The organism is Butyricicoccus faecihominis, from assembly GCF_024462775.1.
Classification (GTDB): domain Bacteria; phylum Bacillota; class Clostridia; order Oscillospirales; family Butyricicoccaceae; genus Agathobaculum; species Agathobaculum faecihominis_A.
Genome location: NZ_JANGCE010000003.1, coordinates 21,482 through 40,358 on the forward strand (window position 1 = coordinate 21,482; position 18,877 = coordinate 40,358).

14 protein-coding genes and 1 tRNA gene are annotated in these 18,877 nt (G+C 55.9%); 9 read left to right on the forward strand and 6 right to left on the reverse strand.

Annotated features, from left to right (window positions below; translation table 11 throughout):
* Positions 1–486: 486 nt before the first annotated feature.
* From NE562_RS02915 to glgB, 4 genes are all read right to left on the reverse strand, one after another.
* Positions 487–1,782, reverse strand: coding sequence for an ATP-binding protein (locus tag NE562_RS02915; RefSeq protein WP_280960896.1), 1,296 nt, complete (start codon positions 1,780–1,782; stop codon positions 487–489).
* Positions 1,779–2,501, reverse strand: coding sequence for a LytR/AlgR family response regulator transcription factor (locus NE562_RS02920; RefSeq protein ID WP_280960897.1), 723 nt, complete (start codon positions 2,499–2,501; stop codon positions 1,779–1,781). The genes NE562_RS02915 and NE562_RS02920 overlap by 4 nt, the downstream gene beginning before the upstream one ends.
* A gap of 309 nt (positions 2,502–2,810) precedes the next feature.
* A complete protein-coding gene (locus tag NE562_RS02925; protein WP_280960898.1) occupies positions 2,811–3,701 on the reverse strand; it encodes a hypothetical protein in 891 nt (296 codons plus the stop codon).
* An 11-nt stretch (positions 3,702–3,712) separates the two neighbouring features.
* A complete protein-coding gene (gene glgB, locus NE562_RS02930; RefSeq protein WP_280960899.1) occupies positions 3,713–5,476 on the reverse strand; it encodes a 1,4-alpha-glucan branching protein GlgB in 1,764 nt (587 codons plus the stop codon).
* Between the two features lie 189 nt (positions 5,477–5,665).
* Between glgB and NE562_RS02935 the strand changes: the two genes are divergently transcribed.
* The 7 genes from NE562_RS02935 to NE562_RS02965 all read left to right on the forward strand — a co-directional run bounded on the left by NE562_RS02935 (position 5,666) and on the right by NE562_RS02965 (position 13,829).
* Positions 5,666–6,223, forward strand: coding sequence for an RNA polymerase sigma factor (locus NE562_RS02935; RefSeq protein ID WP_280960900.1), 558 nt, complete (start codon positions 5,666–5,668; stop codon positions 6,221–6,223).
* Entirely contained in the window at positions 6,216–7,004 is a 789-nt protein-coding gene (locus NE562_RS02940; RefSeq protein WP_280960901.1) for a hypothetical protein, read from the forward strand. The genes NE562_RS02935 and NE562_RS02940 overlap by 8 nt, the downstream gene beginning before the upstream one ends.
* Positions 7,005–7,077: 73 nt before the next feature.
* Entirely contained in the window at positions 7,078–10,377 is a 3,300-nt protein-coding gene (locus tag NE562_RS02945; RefSeq protein WP_280960902.1) for an S-layer homology domain-containing protein, read from the forward strand.
* Positions 10,378–10,726: 349 nt separating this feature from the next.
* Positions 10,727–12,652: a methionine--tRNA ligase gene (metG, locus tag NE562_RS02950; RefSeq protein ID WP_280960903.1), complete on the forward strand. Its 1,926-nt coding sequence runs from the start codon at positions 10,727–10,729 to the stop codon at positions 12,650–12,652.
* Positions 12,653–12,703: 51 nt separating this feature from the next.
* A complete protein-coding gene (locus NE562_RS02955; protein ID WP_280960904.1) occupies positions 12,704–12,898 on the forward strand; it encodes a DUF4177 domain-containing protein in 195 nt (64 codons plus the stop codon).
* On the forward strand, positions 12,898–13,668 hold the full coding sequence (locus NE562_RS02960) for a TatD family hydrolase (RefSeq protein WP_280960905.1): 771 nt from the start codon (positions 12,898–12,900) through the stop codon (positions 13,666–13,668). Before NE562_RS02955 ends, NE562_RS02960 begins: the two co-directional genes overlap by 1 nt.
* Before the next feature lie 85 nt (positions 13,669–13,753).
* Positions 13,754–13,829, forward strand: a tRNA-Ala gene (locus tag NE562_RS02965).
* A gap of 160 nt (positions 13,830–13,989) precedes the next feature.
* On the opposite strand, the gene NE562_RS02970 is transcribed toward NE562_RS02965, so the two are convergent.
* Positions 13,990–15,285, reverse strand: a complete 1,296-nt coding sequence (locus NE562_RS02970) for a sensor histidine kinase (RefSeq protein ID WP_280960906.1) — start codon at positions 15,283–15,285, stop codon at positions 13,990–13,992.
* On the reverse strand, positions 15,282–16,019 hold the full coding sequence (locus tag NE562_RS02975) for a LytR/AlgR family response regulator transcription factor (RefSeq protein ID WP_280960907.1): 738 nt from the start codon (positions 16,017–16,019) through the stop codon (positions 15,282–15,284). The genes NE562_RS02970 and NE562_RS02975 overlap by 4 nt, the downstream gene beginning before the upstream one ends.
* A 220-nt stretch (positions 16,020–16,239) precedes the next feature.
* Between NE562_RS02975 and NE562_RS02980 the strand changes: the two genes are divergently transcribed.
* Together NE562_RS02980 and NE562_RS02985 are read left to right on the forward strand one after the other, a co-directional pair.
* Positions 16,240–17,388, forward strand: a complete 1,149-nt coding sequence (locus tag NE562_RS02980) for a GGDEF domain-containing protein (RefSeq protein ID WP_280961046.1) — start codon at positions 16,240–16,242, stop codon at positions 17,386–17,388.
* 38 nt (positions 17,389–17,426) lie between these two features.
* Positions 17,427–18,842, forward strand: a complete 1,416-nt coding sequence (locus NE562_RS02985; protein ID WP_280960908.1) for a carbon starvation protein A — start codon at positions 17,427–17,429, stop codon at positions 18,840–18,842.
* Positions 18,843–18,877 lie beyond the last annotated feature (35 nt).

Sequence of the window (18,877 nt, forward strand, 5' to 3'; positions counted from 1 at the left end):
TGTAAAATAGCTGCTTTTATCAAAGTTTGCAAGGGGTTAGGCAAAATTTGTACGTATACTGGCAAAATTGGTAACGAGCATCATAAATTATGAAAGAATATGAAAGAAAATACAGTTAAAATTACAATGCGAACGCTAGTAGGAAATCGGATTTGTGGCCGGGTGAGTCAGCAATGCCAGTAAGTTAAAGATAACGCATACAAAAAAACATAGGAATTACCGAGGTAGTAGGGCGCGACGCCCTCGGCGCGCCATCTCGAAGGGACGTAAAACTTACTGGGAAACAATGTTACTTCGCTCGGCTGTACCCAGTCTGGTTGGTACTCCCGCATATTCCGGTGCTTCGCTCTCGGCGCGCCGAGGGCGTCGCGCCCTACTACCTCGGTGATTCACATGTAATTTGTATGCGTTACGTTTATCTTAATGGCATTGGGTGCGTCGCCCGGCGGCTACTACTGCGCATTTTTTGCGAGCGGGGCGAGCCTCCTATGATCGGGCAAGTAAAATCTCAGTGATGAAGCGGTCGTTTTCTTCGTAGTTGCGAAGGTGGCCGCTGTATTTTTGCACGACTTTTTTAATATTTTTTACGCCGTAGCCGTGCCCCTCTTTTACTGTCTTGGTGGTGCTTAGCAAGGGGTTATCGCTAAGGACGGATTGGGCAATGCTGTTGCGGATGGTAATCATAGCGTATTCGTCCGAGCTGGCAATGGTAAGGGAAATCTCTTTTACCGGCGCTTTGCTGGCCGCTTCGATCGCGTTATCCAGCAGGTTTCCGAAAAGAACGCAGATATCCTCTGCCGCCATAAAACGCAGCGTTTCGGTAATGACGGGGCTGAACGAGATACCGGCATGAAAAGCGGCGGATTGCTTGACGTTCAAAATAGCGTCCAAAGCGTCGTTCCCGGTAAAGACGAAGGTGCGGTTTAAATCCTCCTGCTGGCGCAGCAGGTTTTGGATATATTGCCTGACATCGGCTTGCTTACAGTCCGCTGCTTCCAGCATACGGGACAAGGAAAGAAGATGATTCTGCATATCGTGCCGAATAGAGCGAACCTCTTCATACAGGTTTTGAATATCCGCCGCGTTTTGCTGGTCGCTGGCATGCTTGAGCGCAAGCAGTTGGTAATCGCTCTTGAGCTGGCTGCTGCGTGCCAGACTGATGAACAGCCAATAAGTCAGAAGATATAATACCATTAGTAGACAAACTGCAAGGGAAATAAATGTTTGAACTTCGGGCGCATGCATGGCGGCATATGTTAAAATGACAATAATGATTATAGATATGATAGGACTAATCAGTAAAGGGAAAGCATCTTGTTTATCAATATGAGCTTTTTTTTTGAGACGCAGAATAATTCGCGAAATTTGAAAAAAAAGAATTTTGGCAGTCAAAATTGCAATTAATCGAATAGAGTCAAACTGTGTATATATTTCAGCTATATCAGAACCGGACAAGGTACCAATTAAAAAGGCGGTAAAACCGGCGATTAGAGCAATTCCACCCATAGTAAATGCCGATAAAAAGGCTTTTACTCCAATACTCCCCCGTAAAAGAAATAGACAAAATACAAAATTTATTGCAATTTGTGTTAAACTGGAGGTGGTTTCAAACGCGGCATTCCATGAAAAAAAAGTAATAGAGGCTGTTGAAATGATCCAAAACAGAGCACAGCCCCACCATCGTTTAGCACTTTTTACGCGAAAACCTAAATATGACCAGAGAAAATCCAGTATTAAAAAGGCTTCCAGCGCGTTGATCGCTGTTTCAAAAGCAAATCTCATTTTTTCAGGCTCCCTTTGCTGCGGAAAAAGGCGTCTTGGGTATCCTTCCACCTGCTGCGGCTGACGGGGATAATGATTTCTTTTTTTGCGCGCAGCGTTACATTTTGTTTATCCAGCCTTTTCATATAGTGGCAGTTGACATAGTAGCTGTTATGGCAGCGGACAAAGGCCGGGCTGTCAAGCTGCGCCGCAATTTCGTCCAGCTTGGCCCGGAAGCAGGGCGGCTCGCCTTCGTCGTTTACCGCCGTATGGATTAAAATATAGTGCCCCTTGCTTTCAAAATAAAGGATATCTTTCAGTAGAAAATGCCGTATGATACCGTCGATCGTGATTGCAAATTCTGGCGTTCGCTGTAAGGCGGCGATCAGCTTATCGATCACCACGGGCAGCTCCTCCAAATGGTTTTTCCGCAGAAACCAGAAGGGCTGGAATTGGAATGAATCAAAAACCAAATCCTCCATGCTGGTCGTAAAGATCAATAGCGGCTTTTGGGGGCGGCCTGATAATTGCGCCGCGATGGTGAACCCATTCGCTTCCGGCATATCGATATCCAGAAAGACCACATCCGCCGGACTTCGCTCGATCTCCTCGAGCAGCCGCGCCCCGCCATCGCAGCGCCGCAGGTCTACCGTTATCTCCCGCTGTGCAAATTCAGTCATAATTGCCCGGCCAAAGTGGTATAAGAAGGCTTCGTTATCGTCGCAAAGTAGAATACGCATAGACGCTCCTCTCTTCAATACCAAAATTATATATCATTCACCCAAATAATACAATAAAATCATGGAAATGTATTTTAGAAAAAGAAAAGGGGCTGTCAAAAAACTATTGCGAAATAAAAGAATGCCTAACTGTCATTCTGAACGAAGTGAAGAATCTCGCGCGAACGCGCGGAATTGACGTAAGAAGCGCGCGTTCGCGCGAGATTCTTCGTCGCTTCACTCCTCAGAATGACAAAGCTAGGCACTCTTTTTCTTTTGCAATGGTTTCGCCCTTCTAAGGCGGACTTTTTTGACAGCCTCTGGCTTTGATCAAACAGAATCACGCAGGTTTTGGTAAAACAATGCCGCCTGCTGGTTGCCGCTGGAAAAGGAAAAAGGCAATCGATTGTTTTCCAACTTTAGCGTGCAAGTGGTAACATCTTGGTATCGCTCATCGTCCTCTAAATAAACGCTTTGCAGCTTGTGCAGGGGAATATAGGTAAAATCATATCCATATTCGCTTTCCTGCGCGTCCTTTTCCGCGTTTTCCTGTACAATGAGCAGCAATTCGTCGTCATTGAACAGGTGCAGCGCGCTGGGCAAAAGCTGGGGCTTGAGCAGCCGAAACAGCCGCTGCGTCAAGCTGGGCTGCCGTGGCAAAAGATGCGCCGCGGGCTGAAACGCGCCGGTTTGAAAGCACTCGCCCGCGTCGCGCAGGTCGTTTTGCAGGTTGATAAACAGCGCGTCCGGAATTTCTTGCTCAAACGCCGGGCCGACGCGCACCTTCGATTTGGCGCGCGCCTGCTCCCGCGCCTGATAATTCGAGCGGATCAGCCGCACAAAACGCTGCATGAGCTGCATCGAGGTGGTGTTGAACGTAACGGTAAGCGCGCGGCCGCTCAAGTAAAGCGTGCACAGGCCGAGCAGGAATTTTCGGAACAGCCGTATCCCTTCGATCGCCTCATAAGCAACCGTAGTGGAGGAGACCGCCTTGCCCTCGCGCTTTAAAATAAGGATATGGTGTTCGTACGCGGCGATCACATAGTCGTACAGCTCCATGTCCGGCGTGGCCCGTCGGCGCTCGATATCCCGGGGAATTTTAAAGCTCATAATGGGTTCGGGCGACTGGGGATAATAGGGCGCGAACAAGGCGGGCAGCGGGTGTTCCTCGCTGATCTCGTATATCCAAGGGCCAAACGCGTCGTATTCGGATACAATCATCCCATCACTTCTCATTTCACATATTGCAGCAGTACGCCGCTGAATTTTGGCAAATGCAAGAATAATTTGTCCTCATCTGCCGAAAATGAACGATCGTTCTCTTTTGATGCGCCGCCGAAAGCCGTCCAATCCGTGTGCAGCAGCAGGGTGGCCGGTGCGTCGATCGGGAAGTCGCAAGGCTCGTCCGAAAAGTTCAGAACAGCAAGCAGGCGTTCGCCGTCTACACTTCGGGTAAAGGCAAAAACGCTTTCCGTTTGCTCGTCCTGAGGCAGCCAGACAAAGTTATCCGCGCGGTAGTCCGCGTGCAGCGCGGGGTGCGCGCGGTACACTTGGCACAGCGCCGCGAAAAATGTGTGGAACGGGCCGTGCTCATACGACCAATCCAGTTCGGCGGCTTCGTCCCATTCCGTGCGCAGGCCCAATTCGCCGCCCATAAAATTCAGCTTTTTGCCGGGGTGGGCAAACATATAAAGGTAAAAGGCGCGGGCTTCGGCGTATTTGTCCTCTAAATCGCTGCCATACATCTTCTGCACGATAGCGGCCTTGCCGTGCACCACCTCGTCGTGCGAAAGGGGAAGCAAATACCGCTCATTCGGGAAGTATTCCATGGAAAACAGCAGCTTGCCGCGGTCACGCGGCCGCTCTTCCGGCGGGGTTTGCATATATTCCAGTGTGTCGTGCATCCAACCGAGGTCCCATTTGTAGTCAAACCCAAGGCCGCCCTCCTGAATGGGCTTGGTAATGCCCGGATAGGCGGTCGAATCCTCGGCGATTAGAAGGGCGGTGGGGTGGCGCTGCTTCAATCCTTCGTTCATATTGCGCAAAAACTGTAGCGTATCGCCGTTCACGCCGCGCGCGGGGTCGCCCTGCCAGTAGATCAGGCGGGATACCGCGTCCATGCGCAGGCCGTCAAAATGGAACTCGGTCAGCCAATAATCGGCGGCGGATTGCAAAAAGCAGCGCACCTCGCGGCGGGAATGGATAAAGTTGTAGCTGCCCCATTCGCTTTCGCCCACGGCGGGGTGGGGGTATTCGTACAATGTCGTGCCGTCGTACCGGGCAAGGCCGTAGCCGTCCACCGCGAAATGTACGGGCACAAAGTCCATGATTGCGCCGATCCCGGCGTGATGCAGCTTGTCGATCAGCATTTTCAGCTGCGCCGGGGTACCGTAGCGCGAAGTCGGCGCGAAAAAGCCGGTGTTTTGATAGCCCCATGAGCCGTCAAACGGATGCTCGGATAGGGGCAGGAACTCCACGTGGGTGAAGCCGTGCTCGCGCAGGTAGGGGATCAGGAGATCCGCCAGCTCGTCGTAGGTGTACCAGCCGTTTTCATCCTTGGGGTTTCGTTTCCAGGAGCCGGGGTGCATTTCGTAAATGTTCACGGGGCCGTCATGGCTCGCGGTGCGCGCGGCCATCCATGCGTCGTCGGTAAAGGTATATTCCGAAAGGTCGGTCACGATGGAGCAGCAGCCGGGGCGAAGCTCCATGGCGAAGCCGTAGGGGTCGCAGTGGTCCTGCACCGTGCCGTCCCCAGCGTAAACGCGGTACTTGTAGAGCTGGCCCGGCTTGGCCTCGGCGCTTTTCAGCTCCCAAAAACCGCTTCTGCCGTCCGGGATCATCGCGTCCTCTTGCCAGTCGTTAAATGCGCCGGTTACGGTTATTTTGGCGGAATTTGGCGCAAAAGTGCGAAAAATGACCGACCGGTCGCTAACGTGAGCGCCGAACCAGCGGTAGGCGTTGAAGATTTTACCATCAAAAAAAGCCTGTTTATCCATGAGAGGGGGTTCCCTCCTTTACTATTCTTAGTTATAGTATAAGGGAAGGCGCGGACAAACACAAGGAACAAACCACCCATAATATGTAGATTAAGTTTTGGCGCTATATCGTAAAAAAATTTTTGAACCAAATGCACCCTTCGGTGCTCTTATATACAGGTGCACCAAATACATGGAAGGAGGGAGCACATGACCGACGAAGAACTTGTTCGCCGCTGGAAGCAAGGCGACATGCAGGCGTTCGACGAATTGTACACCCGCTATAAAGATGATGCGTATCGCGTCGCCTGCCTTGTCACCGGAAACTGTTCGGATGGTGAGGATTTAACGCAGGAAGCGTTCGTTACCTGCGCGCAGTCCATCTCATCGCTGCGGGACGGATCGAAATTCCGCCCGTGGCTGCTCAAGACGCTTACCCGGCTCGCGTGGAAATACTGCCGAAAAAAGCGCCGCGAGACCCCGGAAGCCGAATTGATAGGAACGGGGCAGGAAGAAAGCGCGCTGAACGCCGTATTGCGTACCGATGAGCAGAAGCGCCTATACAACGCGCTTTACACGCTGGATGAAAAACGTCGCACGGCAGTGATCCTCTATTACTACAATGAACTTTCTGTTCACGAGATCGCCGAGGCGACCGGCGTGATCGAGGGTACGGTCAAATCCCGTTTATTTTCCGCCCGCCGCCATCTGCGGCAGGCGCTGACAGACAATACGGAAGAGGCCAAGGAGGCTGTCAACCATGGATGAAATGAATTTGAACCGAGCGGTAAGCGAGACCCTGCATGCTTGCGGAGACGGGCTGAAAGCGCCCGATAAGCTAAAGACCCGCGTCGATTTTGCGATCAGAAGCGGCGCGCCCCTGCCCAAAAGCAGGATGAAAACTTGGAAAAGAAACGCGATCGCGCTTTGCGCGGTGCTGGCCGTGGCCGTTGGCGGCGCGTTTGCGGGCGGCAAGGTGGTCAGTTGGTCAACCCACAGCTATATTGCCAACGGCTGGACTGATTTTGACAAGACTGCGTCGGAAGCGGAAGCGATTTCGCCCGATCTGAAGGTCGTGGACAGCTTTTTAAGCGAGTTTACCTTTGTACGGGGCAATCGCGACTCGATCGATAAAGTTGACGAATCGGGCAACAAGGTAGAATCCTTCCCGCTGCTGACGCTGCGTTATAAAAATGATAAGGACGTTAGCCTCGATGTTTCCGTCGAGCCGGTCCAGCCGGAAGGCATATATGACGATCCGTTTGACGAGACCCGCCAGATCGGCGACGTGACCGTGGGTTACCGCGCAATCCCGCAGATTTTCCTGCCGGGCGACGAATCTGAAAAGCCGACCGCGGAAGAGCAGGCGAAAATGGACGCGGGCGAGATCAACATCGCCTACGGCACCGAGACGCGCGAAGAGCGAAATTATTATCGTGTCCACTGGGTGGAAAACGGCCTGACGTACAGCATCGCAACCTTTGACGAGAGCGATCTGACGGCGGACGACTTTTTCCAGATGGCGGAAGACTTGATCACGGCGAAGTAAAACAAAAGGCAGCGAAAAAGCCCTGTAATTTATGGTTACAGGGCTTTTTTGCCCATGACCGAAAGGGTTTTGCATGATGAAAAAAAGACTGCTCGCAGTGCTGCTCTGCGCTGTGATGATCGTATCGTTTTTGCCGGTCGGCGCGGGGGCGGCGGATCGCTTCGGCGCATACGGCTTTACCGAAGAAAAGGTACAAAAACGGGAGGAAGGCGCCTACCACCTGCTGCGGCACACGGCTTCGGGCGCGCAAGTCCTATGGCTGGAAAACGACGGGGAGGAACGCTCCTTTGCCGCCGGGTTCCGCACCCCGCCCAAAGATTCGATGGGCGAAAACCACGTTTTGGAACACGCGCTGCTTTGCGGCAGCGAGAAATATCCGGTGCGCGAACTCATGCACGTACTGGCGAATACCTCGGTCGCCGATGAGCTGAACGCCTACACCTCGGATGATTTCACCTGCTATGTGGTGCGTACCAAAAACGAAACGGATTTTTACAACCTGTCCGATGTGTATATGTCGTCCGTGCTGTTTCCGCTGCTGCGGACAGAGCCGAATATTTTCAAGCAGCAGGGCATCCGTCTGGAATATGTTGACGGCAAGGCGCAGTACAACGGCATCGTATTCAGCGAACTGAAGCTGCGCAGTCTGGATACGAACGAAAATTCAATCGATTTTGTCAGCGAGCAGATGTACCGTAACCTTTATGGCGACGGCACGCCCACGCTTGCGTCCGGCGGCGCCATTCCGGACATTTTAAACCTGACCTATGACGATGTGATGCGCGTTTATAACACCTATTATAAGCCTTCCAACATGCTGATCTATGTGGCGGGCGAGCAGGATATCAGCAAAACGCTTAAAATGCTGAACGGTTATTTGTCTAAAGCAGACAAAGGCAGCGCGCCGGAGATCGAATTTGACAGCGCGCCCATCGAACAGACCAAGAGCGTGCAGGAATACAACCTGACCGCATCGACCAAAACCGTGGATATCGGCTTTATGATGCACGGGCCGGACGTGCTGGACCTTAAAAATGTCGAGGCATGGAACGCGCTGGTTACTTACTTAGAGATGAAATTGCAGGAGCAGTTCCCGGATACGATGGATTATACGGTCGGCGGCATGGGCGGCGGCATCTATAATTTGGGTATCATCCTTGCGGGCGTGCCCATGGAACAGAAGGATCAAGCGGTGCAGGCCTTTCAAAAACTGCTGGACGAAGTGGCCCAAAACGGTATTCCGTCCGACCGCCTCAACAAGCTGCTCGATCAGCAGAAGGCATGGCAGCAATTTGGCCGCGAGGAGATCTTCAACGGCTTTGCCTACGGCGGCGATCCGCTGGCCTGCATTGACCGTGTGGATGTGATCGACAAGCTAAAAACCGATACGCAGATTTATAAGACCCTTGCCGCCGATTGGCGCGCAAGCAAGTACCAGACGACCGTCATTTCCGGTAACGGCGGCGCAAAGCCGGGCATTCCGGAGCCTAAGCTGACGGAAGCGGAGCTGCAGCAGGTAAAGCGGGATACCGAGGCGTTTAACGCATGGATTGGCACGCCGGATTCTCCGGAGAACATTGCCAAGCTGCCACAGCTCTCGCTCGCAGACTTTTCGGAAAACACCTTTGCGTTAGAACAAAAAAGTGAAACAACGCCCGAAGCGGCGTGGTACCACACCGTGGATACGGATGCGGAGCAGGCATCCTTCTCGCTCTATTTTCCGATCGAAGCCAAGGCGGACGATCTTGCCGCTTGGTGCCTGCTGGCCGAATTTTTGAACGATCAGATGGAAAAGGGAAATATTGGCGCTTATTTTGGGGTCGATGGAAATGCGCTGTACGGCGATGCGGAAACTTTGGCCCCGGCGCTTGTCGCCGGCGGTTCGGTCGCGCCGGCCGAGCTGAAAACGCAGGTCGATCGTCTGATTAAGCTGCTGGATGCGCCGCCCTTACAGGATACGGCCGCGCTGCGTGCCTTTTTGACCGAGCGGAAAAAGCAACTGAAAGCAAATTTCTCCAATCCATTCCAGACGGAGTACGGCCTCAGACTCTTGGCGAGCACGCAGAGCAACCGCTTTTTAAGCGGGGCGCCCGCCGGGTTCTACGGCTCGTCGCGCTCCTATCAGGCGTTTGTGGAAAAAGCGGTGGATGCGCCTGAAAAGGATGAAGCGCTGCTCGCACGGCTGCGCGGCCTGCTGGGCGATGCTTTAAAACGCGGCGGCGTAGTGACGAACTTTCAGGGGAGCGAAACGGATTACAGCACCTTCCAAGCGGCGGCTAAGTCCTTTTTGGCGGGACTGCCCGAAGGCGGCGGCGCTTCCTCCTGCGCGTTTTTGCCCGGCGGGTGGCCGTCCGCGCTCGTTGTTTCCAACGGTACGCAGGACGACAACCACGTGATGATAGACGGCGTTTACGATGGGCCCGTGGATGACGCGGCGCTGCGCGTGCTGGGCTCGGTGCTGGGGGCCAAATACCTGATGCCCGAGCTGCGCGACAAGCGCGGGGCCTACGGTACGAACATCAGCTTTGACGCGCACGGCATGACCATGGCGTGCGCGGGCGGCGTGCCCGTGGACGAGGTGATCGCGGTCTATAAAGGCGTGGGCGCGTATGTGCGGGGTCTGACGCTGTCGGACAGCGAGCTGAACGGCTACATTATCGGCGCGATCAAGGAATACGACGAGGAGGCGTCATGGTCGCGCGGCAACGCCGCGGCGCTCGCGCGTTCGGGCAAAACGCAGGCCGATTTTGAGCGCGAGCGTGCGGGGCTGATGAACGTAACATTGGACGATCTGAGAGCGTGCGCCGATCTGCTGGACCGCATGACCGCGCAAAACCGCGTGTTTGCGCGGGTAAACAACGCGGAAGCGAAGGGCGTTCAATTCCCGTTCGCCTGCCGCGCGGACGCGGATACCGGACGGGTGCGGCCGATGCTGCGCGCCGATCTGCCGCAGGAAGGCGCGAAAACGCCGCTGACGCGGGCGGAAGCCGCAGCGCTGATTGCGGAAAGCTTGATCGACCAGTCCGCTGTCGAGCGGCCCGAACTGCCGCGCTTTACCGACGCGTCGTCGGACGCGCTTTCGCGCTTGCACGACCGCGGCCTGCTGCGCGGCTATGAGGACGGTTCGTTCCACCCGGACGCGGCCATCACCCGCGCGGAGTTTTGCTCGCTCGTGGATGCGCTCGCTCCGGCGGGCACGGCCGCTGGCCCGTCGTTCAGCGATGTCGGCGGCGGGTACTGGGCGCATAAGGTCATCAGCCGCATGTCGGGATTGGGCTATTTGAAGGGCGACCCGGAAGGCACCTTCCGCCCGGAGGACACCATCACCGGCGCGGAGGCGCTGACCATCCTGCGGAGACTGTCAAAAAAATAATTTTGACAGTCTATCGATCGAAACAAAGCCCCATTTCGATCGAGTGTTCCGGCTCTGGCGCGCGCCTTTCAGGCAGAAGGTGAATTGCCCCTTCGGGGCAAGAGAGGCCGGCCTGGGCCGCACTTCGCCGCTGGTTTGTTCAAAAAGCGAGATACATGCTCCCGCTTTTTGGTCAAATTGAAGCTTAGCTTCAATTTTCAATTTTATTGCGCGCTGTGGCGCGAAGGCTTTTTGACAAGCTGTGCAGCCGGTCGAAACGATGTTTCGGCCGGCTGTGTTTTTCTCTTGTGTTTTATGTCCTTTTTGGCTATAATAAAGGGTAACGGGAAATAAAAGGAGCGGAAAAGCAATGGAGAAAAAACCGTATTATATATCGACGGCGATCGCCTATACCTCGGCCAAGCCGCATATCGGCAATACGTATGAAATCGTGTTGGCGGATGCGATCGCGCGTTATAAGCGCATGACGGGGTACGAAGTCTATTTCCAGACCGGCACCGATGAGCATGGCCAGAAAATTCAGGAAAGGGCCGAGGCCGCCGGTATTTCGCCCCAGCAGCATGTGGACAATGTGGCGGGGGAAGTGCGCCGCATCTGGGACCTCATGAACACCACCTACGATAAGTTTGTCCGCACGACCGATCCGATGCACGAAAAAAAGGTGCAGCGCATCTTCAAAAAGCTGTACGATCAGGGCGATATCTACAAGGGCAGCTATAAGGGCAAGTACTGCAAGCCCTGCGAATCCTTCTGGACGGACAGCCAGCTCAAGGACGGCTGCTGCCCGGATTGCGGACGCCCCGTGGTGGACGCGGAGGAAGAAGCCTACTTCTTTAAAATGAGCAAATACGCCGACCGGCTGATGAAGCATATCGAGGAGCATCCCGAGTTCATCCAGCCCGAGAGCCGCAAAAACGAGATGGTCAACAACTTCCTAAAGCCCGGCTTGCAGGATTTGTGCGTGTCGCGCACCTCGTTCTCATGGGGCATTCCGGTGGATTTTGACCCCGGCCACGTCGTTTACGTTTGGCTGGACGCGCTGACCAACTATATCACCTTCTGCGGCTACGACCCGGACGGCAACCACGATGAGCATTATAAAAAGTTCTGGCCGGCGGATGTGCACCTGATCGGTAAGGACATTATCCGGTTCCATACCATCTATTGGCCGATCTTCCTGATGGCGCTGGGCGAAGAGCTGCCGAAGCAGGTGTTCGGCCACCCGTGGCTGTTGGTGGGCGATGGGAAAATGTCCAAATCGCTCGGCAACGTGATCTACGCGGACGATCTGGTGCGCCTGTTCGGCGTGGATGCGGTGCGCTACTATGTGCTGCATGAAATGCCCTTTGGCAACGACGGCGTCATTTCGTACGAGCTGATCTGCGAGCGCATCAATTCCGAGCTGGCCAACGTGCTGGGCAATTTGGTGAACCGCACGATCGCCATGACGAAAAAGTATTTCGGCGGCGTTATCCCCGCGCCCGAAGCCGCCGAACCGGTGGATGAGGAACTGAAAAGCCTTGCGCTCGCCCTGCCCGCGGCTGTGGAAAAGCGCATGTCGGGCCTGCACGTGGCGGATGCGATCGACGAAATTTTCACCCTGCTGCGCCGTTCCAACAAATATATCGATGAGACCATGCCTTGGGCCCTTGCCAAGGATGAGGCAAAGAAGGCCCGTTTGGGCACGGTGCTTTACAACCTGCTGGAATCCATCCGCTTCGCGGCGGTTGAGCTTGCGCCCTACCTGCCCGAAACGGCGGATAAGATCTTCGCGCAGTTAAATGTGGAGAATAAGGGCGTGGAGAGCCTTAACTCGTTTAACGGCATGCCGGTAGGCGGCAGCGTGGGCGAAGCGTCCATTTTGTTTGAGCGCATCGATATCCCGAAAAAGCTGACGGAGATCGAGGAAGAAAACGCCGCGAAGAACCCGCCCGCGGTCACCTTCCTGCCCGATATTGCGTTTGACGATTTCTGTAAGGTCGATATGACGGTGTGCAAGGTGCTTGCGTGCGAAAATGTCAAGAAGAGCGAAAAGCTGTTGAAGTTCCAGCTGGACGACGGCTCCGGCAAGCCGCGGCAGATCCTTTCCGGCATTGCGAAGTACTATAAGGCCGAGGAACTCGTTGGCAAGACCGTGGTAGCCGTTACCAACCTGCCGCCCCGTAAGATGATGGGGCAGGAGAGCTGCGGCATGCTGCTTTCCGCTGAAAAGGATGAGAAGCTGAACCTGCTGATGCTGGACGACGGCATCCCGGCGGGCGCCAAGCTTTGCTAAACCAAAAGGCCGCCGTTCGGCGGCCTTTTTCGCTAGATAAGGAGAATGGATATGTACCAGTACGAATATGTGTCGCTGCATACGGGCGGCGGCTTTTGGGTCGATAATTCCGCCGGCGAGCATCGAGATCTGATCGCGCAATACGCGGCGCAGGGCTGGCGATACGCCGGCTTTGTGCCCACGCGCTTTTCCAGCTACGGCGGTATCAAAGAGCTTGATCTGGTGTTTGAGAAAGAGGTTCCGTAATGCTGTTTGACACCCATGCCCATTACGACGACGAGCGCTTTGACAGCGACCGCGACGAGCTGCTCCGGTCTATGCCGGCGCAAAATGTCGGCCTGATCCTCAATCCGGCGGTCGATTTGGCGTCCAGCCGCAAGGCGATTGGCTATGCACAAAAATACCCCCATATGTACGCTGCGGTTGGTATTCACCCAGAAGATATCAACGAAAACTGGGAAAATGACCTATCGGTCATTTTTGAATTGGCGCAAAACGAACCCAAGGTGCGCGCCGTCGGCGAGATCGGTCTGGATTATTATTGGGAAAAAGAGGAACGCGCCCGCGCCCGCCAGCAGGTCGTGTTTCGCCGCCAGATGGAGTTGGCGGAACGGCTGTCTCTTCCCGTGATCGTGCACGACCGGGACGCCCACGGCGACTGCATGGAGATCACGCGCGCATTTCCGGGTGTGCGCGGCGTGTACCACTGCTATGCGGGCAGCGTGGAGATGGCGCGCGAGCTGCTCCGGCTGGGCTATTACCTTTCATTCACCGGGGTGATCACCTTTAAGAACGCGCGCAAGGCGATCGAAGTGATCCGCGAAACGCCGATCGACCGCCTGATGATCGAGACCGACGCGCCCTATATGGCGCCCGAGCCGTACCGCGGCCGCCGCAATTCCTCCTTGTATGTGCACCGCATGGCGGAGACCATTGCCGAGGTAAAGGAAATGGACGTACAGGAGGTCGAGCGCATCACGACGGAAAACGGCAAGCGTCTGTTTGCGATCGACTGAAAAAATAGAAAAAAACTGCTTGACATTTCCCCTTGTTTTCCGTATAATATATTTTGTCGTCAGGACAAGTTCTGCGGCAAAACTTGGGGGCGTAGCTCAGCTGGGAGAGCGCCACACTGGCAGTGTGGAGGTCATGAGTTCGATCCTCACCGTCTCCACCAAGGGTACTAGAAAAAGGCTTGTTTTCGTATGAAAACAAGCCTTTTTACTGTTTTATGCGCGCTGCGGCGTTCCGAAAGGAACGCCCTTTTTTTATTTCCGCTTTTTTCCGAATGCCTAACCGGATGGTATGACTCACCGCGAGACTGTTTTTGAAAACCCCTATTCCGTTGGCTTTTTCGGCCAGTTGATCAAAAACTGAAAGCGGAACATCTCGTCCGCCAGCTGATAGCTGTACACCGCGTTGTATTTCTTCATAAAGGCGGCGATACTCCGGGTGCCCAAACCGTGGCCCGGCTCCTTGGTGACGGGAAAGCCCTCGCCGTCAAAGGCTACTTCGCCGGTATAGGTGTTGGCGATCTCGATACAGAAGTGGGGCGAGGACACCGCCGTCAGCTCGATGCGGCGCTTCACGTCCTCCGGCAGCTTGCCGCAGGCGTGAATGGCGTTTTCCATGGCGTTGGCGAACACCGTGGACAGCTCCAATTCGTCGGCGGGGAGTTCCACGCCCAAATCCATGTGGGCTGTGACCGTGATGTTCTGCTCCTGCGCTTTCTCCGCATAGTAGGCAATCAGCGCGTCCAGCACCGCGTTGTCACAGTAGTGGACCAGACTGGTGTCGTTTAATTTAGCGTCGGATTCGCCCAGATACTTCAAAGCGCCCGCCACATCTCCCCGTTCCAGCATGGAAGCGGTCACCTGCATGGTAAAGCGCATATCGTGCCGGTATACCCGGATCTTTTCGTCGTTGCGGCTCACGGCGTCCGCCTGCCGCTGAAGCGCCTCCACCTGACTTTTCAGCGCGTCGTTCTCACTGGTGGCTTTCAGCAGATTGTAAGTATTGTGGAACACCTGATAAATAACGAAATACACCACACAGAGGATGACGTAGAGAAACACCACCCCCATGAGATTGTCCTCCCGCTTGTGGGGATACAGTCCCAAAAACATCACCAAGGCGAAGAACAACAGCGGCAACACGGCCATGACGCGCCAGTCCCGCCGCATATTGGCGGCGATAAAGCGGTAGGCTTCCCGCAGCCAGCGCACGAACACAAAGACGATCAGCCCGAAGAACGCCAAGCGGAACAGTACGCCCGCCCAGATCGGCTCCTCGTCCGCGCCCAAAAGGAAATGGGAGAGAATGGCGGTCAGATAAAAGGCGTTGACAGCCGTAAAGAAATTGAACAGCACTTGGGAAGGGCGGTCCGTGGTGGCAAAGAGCAAAAACAGCAGACTGGGTACGAGCAGGACGATAAAGTAGACCCGCCACATCTGTTCCAAGCCCACGGTCAGAATCAGGGTGAAGCACACCGCCGTGCCGAGCAGCGCGATCACCCAGAAAGCTGCCCACGCCGTTTTCCGCGTGCATCGGAAGCCGGACATGGCAAACAGCAGCGCCAGCGGGCAGGCACAGGTCACCAGTGTGCGGAATAAAACCTGAATTGTCTCGCTCATACGCCTCGCCCCCTTTTAAGCATAAAATCAAGAAACGCCTGCCGTACCTCGCCGCGGCGCAGCCGGGGGATGGGAATTTTCAGTCCTCCGTGCATGAAAAATTGCTCCTTTGTCATGCTGTCCACATAGAGCATATTCACTACAAAGGAAGCCCCCACCCGCAGAAAACGCGGTTCGGCCAGCAGAGTCGCCGCCACCTCGTCAAAGGAGCGGACGGTCCCCGTGGTCAGCGTCCGCCCGCCCGATAGCGTGTAGCGGGCGGCATGGTCGCCGTTCTCCACCGTGACGATCTCCGCGAGGGGAACCACCACAACGCCGTCCCTTGTCCGCACCGTCACGGAGGGCATGTCGTCTAGCGACCGCTCCGCCGCCCGATCCAGCAGGGAAAAGAGGGCGTCCCGCTCCACGGGCTTTAAGAGATAATCCATCGCCCGCACCCGGTAGGAAGCCACGGCGTAGTCCGGGGAGCTGGTGAGATAGACAAGCATGGCGTCCTTATCCCGCTCCCGAATGGCCGCGCCCACGGCCAGACCGTCCGGCTCGGGCATCATCACATCCAGCAGATACAGGTCGAACCCGCCCCGGCTTTTGACGCACTCCAGCAGGTCGTAGCTGGACTGAAAGGGCCGCACCGTGCTGTCCAGCTCCGGGTGCAGCCGGATATACGCTTCCACCAGCCCCGTCACCCGCTCCAATTCCTCGACCCGGTCGTCGCACAAAGCGATTTGCAGCACGTCTGTCACCCCCTCCGCTATGACCAATTTCGTATTTTCAGGTACCAATTTCGTAAAACGCCGCCGCGCCGCCCATAAAAATTTTATAATTGGGGCAGTCAAAGCTTGGCGGCCGTAGTTCCATTTTAACCAGCTCGAACCGATTCGTCAAGGCTGGACGGGTATGCAAAAAGCAGAGACACGGAAACGCACAGCGGATGGAGGAGATTATTTGCCGGATATGTTTGCCGTCCTAACGGATGTGACGGTTATCTTTTTTGATCTGCTCATTTATTCTATGATCTTTAAGCTGAAAAGGGATACGCCGTTATACCGCGCCTTCATGTACGGCGGCTGTGGGATCATTCTGCTTTTCTACTTTGTTGGGGTTTATCTCTGGGACATCCCGGCCTCGCTGGCGGCGGCCGTTTTTATGACGGTGCCGAGCTTTCTGCTGTTTTGGGCATTGTCGAGGCACAAGGGAAGCCGCTTCCTGCTAACGTTCTGCTTTGTGGATACCGTATCGCTGATCGTTGCGTTCATCGGCCGCTATGCGGGCATCCTGTTTCGCGGCGGGGCGGTCGGGGCGTTTTTTGTGGTACTTACACTGTTTTCGATCCTTTTGGCCGCGGGCTATAGGCGTTTGCGGGCCTATCACGTTTTGCTGGACACAGTGGATTCTGGGTGGGGGACGATGGCGTTTTCCGCCGTGCTCATCTATTTTGCCCTTATCTTTTTCGCCGTCTATCCCAAGCCGATGATCCAGCGCCCCGAATACGCGCCCTGCTGGCTCACGTTTGCCGCCGTGGTGCTGGCCTGCTATGCGGTGTTTCTGCAATCCATCCGCAAGACCCTGCATATCCAGAAGCAGAACGAGCGACTGGAACGGGAAAAGCACCTGTACCAGCTCGTGTATCTGGACGCCTTGACCGGCCTGTATAACCGGGCAGCCTATGTGGAGCGCGTGAACATGCTGGAGCGGGAGCGCGGGACGGATGCGGTCTGCTGCGTCATGCTGGACTGTAACCACTTTAAGCAGATTAACGACCGTTTTGGACACCATGCCGGGGATATGGTGCTGCGCCGCTCCGCGGACGCGCTTCGCGCCGTCTTTTCCGAAACGACAGAGCATTTATTCCGCATCGGCGGGGACGAATTTTCCGTAATCCTGCCGGGGTGCCCGCCAGAGCGGGCGGAAGCCCTGCTGGCAGCCTTGGCGGCGGAACTGGAATGTGCGTCCGCGGAGCAGGGGATGCCGATCTCCATCGCCGCCGGCCATGCCTGTACCCGGCCGGGGGAAAGCATCGAGGACGCATTCATACGCGCCGACGCAAATATGTATCAAAATAAGGCGGCTTTGAACTGCCAGTCCGTGCGTGCACTTTCATAGGGGTACGTCACTTTGAAATTGGGGGGACTAAAAATATCATGCTTACTTTTTTTGCAGCGCTCGCCCTGCTGATTGCCGGCTATCTGACCTATGGCGGGCTGGTCGAGCGGGTGTTCGGCCCTGACGACCGCGAGACGCCTGCCGTCGTTCGCGCGGACGGGGTGGACTACGTCGCCATGCCGCTGTGGAAGGTGTTTCTCATCCAACTGCTCAATATCGCGGGCACCGGCCCCATCTTCGGCGCGCTCATGGGCGCGGTGTTCGGCCCCGTGGTATTCTTGTGGATCGTTTTCGGCAGCATTTTGGGCGGCGCCGTGCACGATTACTGCACCGGCATGATCTCCGTTCGCATGGGCGGCGCGTCGGCTTCCGAAATCGTGGGCAAGTATCTGGGCCGCGGCATGAAGCAGGTCGTGCGCGTATTCTCGGTGGTGCTGCTGGTTCTGGTGGGCGCGGTTTTCACAACCAGCCCCGCCGCCCTCATCGCGCGGCTCACACCGCCCGCGCTCGGCGCGCCCTTTTGGGTTTTCGTCATTCTTTTGTATTATCTTCTCGCTACCCTGCTGCCGATCGATAAACTCATCGGCAAAATTTATCCCGTGTTCGGCGTCGTCCTCATCGTCATGGTGCTGGGCATCGGCGGCGGCATCCTGCTTGGCGGCTACCATATTCCCGAGCTGACGCTGCAAAACCTCCATCCGGACGGCAGACCCGTCTGGCCCTATCTGTTCATCACCGTGGCTTGCGGCGCGGTAAGCGGCTTCCACGCCACCCAGTCGCCCATGATGGCGCGCTGTCTTGCCCGCGAGCGGGACGGCCGCCGCGTGTTCTACGGGGCCATGATAACCGAGGGCGTGATCGCCCTCTGCTGGGCTGCGGCGGGCGTCGCGTTTTACGGCGGCACCGGCGGCCTGCAAGCCGCCCTGTCCTCGCTCGGCCAGTCCGGCGTGGTGTATGATATTTCGACCGCCTTGCTCGGCGTTTTCGGCGGCGCGTTGGCCGTTGTCGGCGTGGTCGCCTGCCCCATCACTTCGGGGGATACGGCGTTTCGCTCCGCCCGTCTCACCCTATCGGACTGGTTCCGGCTCGATCAGTCGAAAATCCGCAACCGCCTGCTGCTCACCCTTCCGCTTTTGGCGGCGGGCGCGCTGCTCACCCAACTGAATTTCGATGTCGTCTGGCGTTACTTCTCTTGGGCCAATCAAACGCTCGCCATGATCGCCCTCTGGGCGGCGGCGGTCTATCTCCGCCGGCACTGCGGGCGCGTGCAAAGCCTTATGGCGGCGCTGCCCGCCGCGTTCATGTCGGCGGTCTGCTCCACCTACATCCTCATGGCGGAGGAAGGCCTGCGCCTTTCCGCCGGTATCGCCTGTCCCGCCGGCGTTCTGTTCGCCCTTGCCCTGTCCGCCCGTTTCGCTTACAGCGGCCGGACGGGTAACGCACTGAAAAAATAAAGAGAGGGGTATACCCCTCTTGGCGATAAATGTCC

What these genes read in the sequence shown, in the direction of transcription:
- NE562_RS02980 (WP_280961046.1), top strand. Translation starts at nt 16,240, where the DNA reads ATGTTTGCCGTCCTAACGGATGTGACGGTTATCTTTTTTGATCTGCTC.
- NE562_RS02940 (WP_280960901.1), top strand. Translation starts at nt 6,216, where the DNA reads ATGGATGAAATGAATTTGAACCGAGCGGTAAGCGAGACCCTGCATGCT.
- NE562_RS02925 (WP_280960898.1), bottom strand. Translation starts at nt 3,701, where the DNA reads ATGATTGTATCCGAATACGACGCGTTTGGCCCTTGGATATACGAGATC.
- metG (WP_280960903.1), top strand. Translation starts at nt 10,727, where the DNA reads ATGGAGAAAAAACCGTATTATATATCGACGGCGATCGCCTATACCTCG.
- glgB (WP_280960899.1), bottom strand. Translation starts at nt 5,476, where the DNA reads ATGGATAAACAGGCTTTTTTTGATGGTAAAATCTTCAACGCCTACCGC.
- NE562_RS02955 (WP_280960904.1), top strand. Translation starts at nt 12,704, where the DNA reads ATGTACCAGTACGAATATGTGTCGCTGCATACGGGCGGCGGCTTTTGG.
- NE562_RS02935 (WP_280960900.1), top strand. Translation starts at nt 5,666, where the DNA reads ATGACCGACGAAGAACTTGTTCGCCGCTGGAAGCAAGGCGACATGCAG.
- NE562_RS02985 (WP_280960908.1), top strand. Translation starts at nt 17,427, where the DNA reads ATGCTTACTTTTTTTGCAGCGCTCGCCCTGCTGATTGCCGGCTATCTG.
- NE562_RS02920 (WP_280960897.1), bottom strand. Translation starts at nt 2,501, where the DNA reads ATGCGTATTCTACTTTGCGACGATAACGAAGCCTTCTTATACCACTTT.
- NE562_RS02960 (WP_280960905.1), top strand. Translation starts at nt 12,898, where the DNA reads ATGCTGTTTGACACCCATGCCCATTACGACGACGAGCGCTTTGACAGC.
- NE562_RS02970 (WP_280960906.1), bottom strand. Translation starts at nt 15,285, where the DNA reads ATGAGCGAGACAATTCAGGTTTTATTCCGCACACTGGTGACCTGTGCC.
- NE562_RS02945 (WP_280960902.1), top strand. Translation starts at nt 7,078, where the DNA reads ATGATGAAAAAAAGACTGCTCGCAGTGCTGCTCTGCGCTGTGATGATC.
- NE562_RS02915 (WP_280960896.1), bottom strand. Translation starts at nt 1,782, where the DNA reads ATGAGATTTGCTTTTGAAACAGCGATCAACGCGCTGGAAGCCTTTTTA.